Here is a 6790-nt window from a genome sequence, read left to right as displayed (position 1 = left end):
GTGGACCACTTTCACAAAGGTAGCTGGAGGGAGCGCCACCTTCGACGACCTGACGACCCCCGCAAAGGAGAGGCCGTCGGTGGGGGCGGGGGTCCGGGGGCGACCCGGACCACCGCCCCCTTTTTGTATGTCGCTCCGCAGGTTCCGCGGGCTCCCGGGAAATGAGCTTTACACCGTACAAGGCTTTCCCTTACGGTGTACGGCAACGTCCCCATACGCTGTACAACTCCACTAGGAGCCCGCATGACGGCCACCGCCGCCGACCCGACGGCCGCCCCCACGGGGCACCCCCAGCGCTGGCTGATACTGGGTGTCATCTGCCTGGCCCAGCTCACCGTGCTGCTCGACAACACCGTCCTGAACGTCGCGATCCCCTCCCTGACCACGTCGGTCGGCGCCTCGACCGCGGACATCCAGTGGATGATCAACGCGTACTCGCTCGTCCAGTCCGGGCTGCTGCTCACCGCGGGCAGCGCGTCCGACCGCTACGGCCGCAAGAAGATGCTGGCGTCCGGGCTCGCGCTCTTCGGCCTCGGCTCGCTGGCGGCCGGACTCTCCCAGAGCGCCGGGCAGCTGATCGCCGCCCGCGCCGGGATGGGCGTCGGCGGCGCGCTCCTGATGACCACCACGCTCGCCGTCGTCGTGCAGATCTTCGACAACGAGGAGCGGGTGAAGGCCATCGGTCTGTGGGCCACGGTCAACTCCCTCGGCTTCGCCGCCGGGCCGCTGATCGGCGGCCTCATGCTCGACCACTTCTGGTGGGGTGCGATCTTCCTGATCAACATCCCGGTTGCGGCGATCGGCCTGGTGGCCGTGCTGATGCTGGTCCCCGAGTCGAAGAACCCGCTGGGCGACCGGCCGGACCTGCTCGGCGCGCTGCTCTCGACGGTCGGTATGACCGGAGTGGTGTACGCGATCATCTCGGGCCCGGGCCACGGCTGGACGTCGGCGCACGTGCTGGCCTCGGCCGGGGTGGGCCTGGTCTTCCTGGCCGCGTTCGCCCGCTGGGAGCTGTCCATCCCGTACCCGATGCTGGACATGCACTTCTTCCGCAACCAGAAGTTCACCGGCGCGGTCGCGGGCTCGATCCTGGTCGCCTTCGGCATGGGCGGCTCGCTGTTCCTGCTGACCCAGCACCTCCAGTTCGTGCTCGGGTACGGGCCGTTGGAGGCGGGTCTGCGCATCGCGCCGCTGGCGCTGAGCGTGATCGCGCTGAACGTGGCGGGCGTGGGCGCGCGGCTGCTGCCCAAGCTGGGCACGCCCAGGACGATCGCGGTCGGCATGGCGGCCAACGCGGCCGGACTCGCGGCGATAGCGGTGCTCGGCCGCGAGCACTACAGCGGGATGCTGCTCGGCCTCGTGGTGATGGGCGCGGGCATCGCCGTCTCGATGCCGGCCATGGCCAACACCCTGATGAGCGCGATCCCGCCGGAGAAGGCGGGCGTGGGCGCGGGCGTCAACGGCACGCTGGCGGAGTTCGGCAACGGGCTCGGCGTGGCCGTGCTCGGCGCGGTCCTCAACTCGCGCTTCGCGGCGCTGGTCCCGTCCGTGGTCGGCGCGGCCTCGCTCCCGGCGGCGCTCGCGGCGGCGGGCGACGACGCCGAGCGCTCCCGGATCTCGGACGCGTTCGCCTCCGGCCTGGAGACGAGTCAGCTGGTCGGCGCGGCGGCGGTGCTCGCGGGCGGCCTGCTCGCGGCGGCGCTGCTCGCCCGGGCGGAGCGCGGTGGCGCGACGGTGGAGCCTGTGCCTGCGGCATAGCATCTACGGGTCGGACGGCGGCATTCCGCTCGGCTGCGCCGAGAGGGAACGCTGCCGTACGGCCCCACCCCACTACCGCCGCAGGAAACGCCGTACGACTGTCGTACGTATACGTACAGACAGTCCGACGGCCCACGAGGAGGGCACGCCATGGTGTCTGCAGCCGACGGCGCGAAGAATCCGCCGCGTACCAGCGTGTGGCTGGAGGGCGGCAAACCGGCGGGCCGCGTCCGCAGGAGCGACCAGCCGACGACCGCGACCTCCCTCGACCGGGACAGGATCATCGCGGAATCGGTGCGTCTGCTGGACGCGGAGGGCCCGGCGAAGTTCTCCATGCGCCGGCTCGCGGGCGAGCTGGGGGTCACGGCCATGTCGCTGTACTGGTACGTGGACACCAAGGACGACCTGCTGGAACTCGCCCTGGACTCGGTGTTCGGGGAGATGCGGGTGCCGGAGGTGGAGGGCGAGGACGCGGACGCGGGCGCGGACTGGCGGGACCAGCTGCGCGAACTCGCCGTGAGCTACCGCTCGGTCATGGTCCGCCACCCCTGGGTGTCGCCGCTCGTCGGCCGGTACCTCAACATCGGGCCGCGCTCGATGGAGTTCGCCAACGCCGCGCAGAAGATCCTCAGCCGCTCGGGGCTGCCGGCCCACGGCATCACCGGCGGGCTGTCGGCGGTCTTCCAGTTCGTGTACGGCTTCGGCACCATCGAAGGCCACTTCGTCGCCCGGTGCGCGGAGGCCGGAGTCACCCAGGACGAGTACTTCGCCCAGGCGATGGGCGCCCTGCGCGAACGCCCCGACCTCCACGAGGTGTTGGAGCTGTCGGAAGAACTGATGGAGGCGCGGGGCGGGGACACGGTGGAGGAGATGCGCGAGCGGGACTTCGTGTTCGCGCTGGAGATTCTGATCGCGGGAATCGAGGCGAAGCGGGAGCGGTGACCGGGGTGTTGTTCTTCCCGGCGCCTTCCCTGCCTTTCCCTGCGCCTTTCCCAGCCCTCCGGGGCGGTGTGGAGGGGTGGGCCCGGACGGGCGAGCGGGGAGTGGGCGTGGGTGGACGCCTCAATGCGAGAGGGCCTGAGGAGATCTCCCGGGCCCTCTTGGTTGCTGTCGTGGATTCGACAGGGCTTGAGCTTGCAACCTTCTGATCCGTAGCTCTATGCAGGTCGGTCGCCAGTGGTCATATCGACCGCAACAAGGTCCTACTGGGATGGGTCAAGTCGCTGATGGCTGCTGTGGTTGCGGTACTTCGCTGCTGTACTGCTGGCGGGGGAGAAGAGCTGGCTCCCCCTGCCCCCGTATGGCAGTGAGGCGCACGGCTACCGCGTGCGTGCTCGTCTGTCGCTGCTGCCGTGAGTGTGCACGGCGGTCGGTACGGTGCACCCTATGGGGAAGCGCGTAAGCAGAAGTAGGGGCCGCACGTCTAAGGCCGCAACTGTCGTCACACTGGTGCACGGTACCTACGCCCGCAACGCAGCCTGGACCTTGAGTGATAGCCCGCTGCACGTTGCACTGACGACAGCAGGGTGCCGCGTGATCCCGTTCTCTTGGTCCGGCAGGAACTCGCACCGGGCTAGGAATCACGCAACAGACGAACTTGCCACCCACCTAGAGATGCAGATTCGGAATTCTCCGAACTCTCGACATTTCGTAGTTGCGCACAGTCACGGTGGAAATGTAGCCCTGCGGGCCATGTCGGCGATTAATGGTCTAACTGTCGACGGAGCGCGAATATCGGTCATCGCGCTCGGCACTCCGTTCATTCATTCCCGCGGGCGCGTCGTGCCATTTTACCAGACTGCCATGACTGTACTTTTCGGCATCCTTGCGGTCCTGATGGGGTGCTCGGCTGTAGCTGCTGGACTTTCGACGCCACTATTGTGGACGCAGGCAATATTCGCGGCACTATTTGTTTCCATAATTATCTTTTGTGTGGTCGGGCTAGTCATGCACAGGGAAAAGCTGGGGCCGGGGTTCCGTGGAAATTTGATGTCTTCTATCCATTCGCCATCCGTCGACGCCGGTCACGTTACGGTGATCAGGTCGGCTGGCGATGAAGCGTCGACGGTGCTGGTTGCAGGGCAGTTCGTCGGGTGGCTCGCTGGCGTGACGAGTCGCCTCCTGGGGAGCTTCAGACTATGGGGATTCATCCTCATGACGGTACAAGCGGCACTCATCATTTCGGTCGCACTGGATATTCATAAACTCGGATTTATGATGCAGTACCTTTTTGCTCTGCCGGGACTCGCTCTCGTCTCGCTGATTACACTGCTCCTGGGCGCTTCGCTAGTATTTGGCGCAGATGGACCCTTTGTTAGTCTCTTTGCTTTTAGCTCCGTTGAGGCCACCCCTCCAGGGAAATCTGTTTTGCTGCAGCTGGAGCCCTTTCTCTCTGACGGCCAAAGGAAGCTGGCGCATTCGCGACTTTATGATGACGAGCGAGTGATTCGCGAGATCGTTGGAGTCGTTCGTAACTCTTGAATCATTTCGACTCTCGCCATTTCGCAAGGCCGGGAAGCGAGCCACCGACGGAGCGGCTTTGGACGGGAGCTGCCATGGGGAGAGTGATCATGGTCCATTAAGCTGATGGCGAGTCGGGCAGGTTGTTGATCTGCCCGGTAAGCACGACGTTGGGCCATGATCTTCGAGGCTCGCCCCATGGTGGCTGCCTAAAGCCGTGGAGCCGACCGCCCCAGCCACGACGGGTTTCCCCACCCATCGGTCGTGTGTCCGCGTTGGGCTGGCCCACGTGATCAGCGGGCCGGAGGGCGTTTGCGGATCATGCCGGGACGGTCCGCCGGTCGCCGTCACCATGATCCGGCCTGATCGGTAACCCAAAGCGCCGTTGGCCTTCGGTGCGGTATCCCCTGTACCTCATGGCTCGTTGCTGGTCTTGGCCCCTTGGGCGCCGCCCCCCTTGGTGGGGCCTTTGCCCGGGGCCATACGCAGATCCGTCGGCGCTCGCCCGCCGGTATGGGGCTGACCAGCCACGTCATGGCCAAGGAACCTTGTACCAGGGTCAGCGTCGTCAACTGCTTCTCGCGGAGCTCCCGTTCCGCCGTCTGCCCGTTCGCCAGGAACGCCCGCGCCGCCCGCAGCGTCTCGCCCCCGAACCCCGGCAGCGCCGTCCGCACCGCCATCCGCATCCAGCGCACCGCCGCCTCGACCGAGTCGACCTCCAGAGCCGCCTCGTTGACGCGCTCCCCCGTATCCCGGCGCTCGGCCGAGAACTCGCACAGGAACCCCGGCCCCCTCAGCACGGGAGCTCCGCCGTGACTGTCCGACCCGCCTCGTCTCCCGTCACCGCCAAGCGGATCGCGAGCGCCATGACGATACTCAACCCCCGCCCGTGAATGGCCTCTTCCGATGCCTCGGTGACCTTCGGTCCCTGCGGGACCCCGCCGGAGTCCGTGACCGCCACGGTCACCCGGCCCTCGGCCACCGTGAGCATCACCCGCAGCGCATGCCCCGCCGTATGCGTCAGCGCGTTCGTCCCCAGCTCGCTGACGACCAGGACCGCGTCGTCGACCCGGGGGTGCTCCCGTAAGACATCCCGGGCCCAGCGCCGCGCGCGGGCCACTTCCTCCGGGGAACCTGGGCAGATCATCCCCCAGACTCTCGCTCTACTCATATACTCGTCCATACAAGTTACTCCGTGCTGGTAGGCGGCCCATGGACCGGGTTTTCACGGGGCTCGTGCTAGATGAGTCGAACGCCGTCGTGTGTGCGGACGGCCGGCGGGGACATGCGATCCAGTGCGTCCAGGACGCGGATCGCGTACGCCTCGTCGGCGAGCTCGACCACTTCCTCGCGGGTGACCCAGCGCAGTGCGCGGGTCTCGTCGCCGACCGTCGGAGCGCCGTCGATGGCTTCGCAGCGGAAGACCAGGGAGACGACCAGGCCGGTCATGTTCTTGTAGACGCCGGTCAACATCGCCGGGAGGGCGATCTTGATGCCGGTCTCCTCCAGGACTTCGCGTTGCAGGGCGTCGGGGAGGGTCTCGTCGCGTTCGACCACGCCGCCGGGCGGCTCCCACTTACCGTTGTCGCGCCGCTTGATCACCAGCGCGCGGCCCGCGTCGTCGACGATGACGCCGGCGACGCTGACGGAGTGCGGGCGATCGGTGCTCACGTTCCTCGGCCCTCCCGGGTCTGGCTAGGCTCTCCACCATAGCGATCCAGGTCACCTGCTCGTCTAGATATCCAAAGGAGTACGCGCATGGCTCTCCCGTCCGGCCTTCTGGGCGCGCTGGACCCGACCAGTGACCGCGCCGTCTTCCGCCAGATCGCCGACCACCTGCGCGAATCCATCGACAAGGGCCGTTTCCGCGAGGGCGACAAGCTGCCCTCGGAGACCGAACTGGTCGATCACTACGGCGTCTCCCGCATGACCGTTCGCAACGCCCTCTCCATCCTCCAAGGGGAAGGGCTCGCGGTCTCCGAGCACGGCAAGGGCGTCTTCGTACGTCCCCGGCCGCCCGTACGCCGCCTCGCCTCCGACCGGTTCGCCCGCCGCCACCGCGACCAGGGCAAGTCAGCTTTCACCGTCGAGGCCGAAGCCGCGGGCGTGCACTCCGAGGTCGACGGCCTGGAGGTGAAGGAGGAGAAGCCCTCCCAGGACATCGCCGCCCGCCTCGGCTCCCCACACAAGGTCCTCACCCGCCGACGCCGCTACCTCATCGACGGCCGCCCGGTCGAGTTCGCGACCTCGTACCTCCCGCTCGACATCGCGCGCGGCACGCAGATCGCCGAAGCCAACCCCGGCCCCGGCGGCATCTACGCCCGCCTGGAGGAGGAGGGCCACCGCCTCGACCACTTCGACGAGGAGATCCGCGCCCGCATGCCCTCCCCGCAGGAAGTCCGCATGCTCCACCTCGCGACCGGCGTCCCCGTCATCCACCTGATCCGCACCGCGTACGACACCGAAGGGCGCGCCGTCGAGGTCTGCGACACCGTCATGGCCGCCGACGCCTTCGTCCTCGCCTACCAACTCCCGGCTACGTGAAAACACTTGGACCCGAGGAGGCGGTGGG

Annotated in this window: 7 protein-coding genes and 1 pseudogene; 6 read left to right on the top strand and 2 right to left on the bottom strand. The window is 67.5% G+C overall.

The window, feature by feature from the left end:
* Positions 1-243 precede the first annotated feature (243 nt).
* From ACZ499_RS00550 to ACZ499_RS00530, 5 genes and pseudogenes are all read left to right on the top strand, one after another.
* Entirely contained in the window at positions 244-1758 is a 1515-nt protein-coding gene (locus tag ACZ499_RS00550) for an MFS transporter (protein ID WP_468670671.1), read from the top strand.
* A 150-nt stretch (positions 1759-1908) separates the two neighbouring features.
* Positions 1909-2700, top strand: coding sequence for a TetR/AcrR family transcriptional regulator (locus ACZ499_RS00545; RefSeq protein WP_468670667.1), 792 nt, complete (start codon positions 1909-1911; stop codon positions 2698-2700).
* Positions 2701-3144: 444 nt separating this feature from the next.
* A pseudogene (locus ACZ499_RS00540) lies at positions 3145-3534 on the top strand (alpha/beta fold hydrolase); the annotation flags it as partial.
* A 27-nt stretch (positions 3535-3561) separates the two neighbouring features.
* On the top strand, positions 3562-4239 hold the full coding sequence (locus ACZ499_RS00535; RefSeq protein WP_468672106.1) for a hypothetical protein: 678 nt from the start codon (positions 3562-3564) through the stop codon (positions 4237-4239).
* A gap of 513 nt (positions 4240-4752) precedes the next feature.
* A complete protein-coding gene (locus ACZ499_RS00530; RefSeq protein ID WP_468670665.1) occupies positions 4753-5034 on the top strand; it encodes a hypothetical protein in 282 nt (93 codons plus the stop codon).
* On the opposite strand, the gene ACZ499_RS00525 is transcribed toward ACZ499_RS00530, so the two are convergent.
* Together ACZ499_RS00525 and ACZ499_RS00520 are read right to left on the bottom strand one after the other, a co-directional pair.
* The gene (locus ACZ499_RS00525) at positions 5012-5389 is read right to left on the bottom strand and encodes an ATP-binding protein (RefSeq protein WP_468670663.1); all 378 of its coding nucleotides are present in this window, start codon (positions 5387-5389) and stop codon (positions 5012-5014) included. The two genes, ACZ499_RS00530 and ACZ499_RS00525, sit on opposite strands and share 23 nt — an antisense overlap.
* Positions 5390-5457: 68 nt before the next feature.
* Positions 5458-5889 (bottom strand): NUDIX hydrolase, encoded by a 432-nt coding sequence (locus tag ACZ499_RS00520; protein ID WP_468670660.1) that lies wholly within the window; start codon positions 5887-5889, stop codon positions 5458-5460.
* An 87-nt stretch (positions 5890-5976) separates the two neighbouring features.
* On the opposite strand from ACZ499_RS00520, the gene ACZ499_RS00515 reads away from it, so the two are divergent.
* The gene (locus ACZ499_RS00515; protein ID WP_468670658.1) at positions 5977-6762 is read left to right on the top strand and encodes a GntR family transcriptional regulator; all 786 of its coding nucleotides are present in this window, start codon (positions 5977-5979) and stop codon (positions 6760-6762) included.
* Positions 6763-6790: the final 28 nt, after the last annotated feature.

The organism is Streptomyces sp. NPDC031265 (assembly GCF_055570295.1).
The sequence above is the reverse complement of the archived record's forward strand: the minus strand, read 5'-3'. Positions and strand labels throughout refer to the sequence as shown.

Coding starts and splice junctions, on each gene's coding strand:
- ACZ499_RS00535 (WP_468672106.1), top strand. CDS start 3,562: ATGACTGTACTTTTCGGCATCCTTGCGGTCCTGATGGGGTGCTCGGCT.
- ACZ499_RS00530 (WP_468670665.1), top strand. CDS start 4,753: ATGGCCAAGGAACCTTGTACCAGGGTCAGCGTCGTCAACTGCTTCTCG.
- ACZ499_RS00550 (WP_468670671.1), top strand. CDS start 244: ATGACGGCCACCGCCGCCGACCCGACGGCCGCCCCCACGGGGCACCCC.
- ACZ499_RS00545 (WP_468670667.1), top strand. CDS start 1,909: ATGGTGTCTGCAGCCGACGGCGCGAAGAATCCGCCGCGTACCAGCGTG.
- ACZ499_RS00515 (WP_468670658.1), top strand. CDS start 5,977: ATGGCTCTCCCGTCCGGCCTTCTGGGCGCGCTGGACCCGACCAGTGAC.
- ACZ499_RS00525 (WP_468670663.1), bottom strand. CDS start 5,389: ATGAGTAGAGCGAGAGTCTGGGGGATGATCTGCCCAGGTTCCCCGGAG.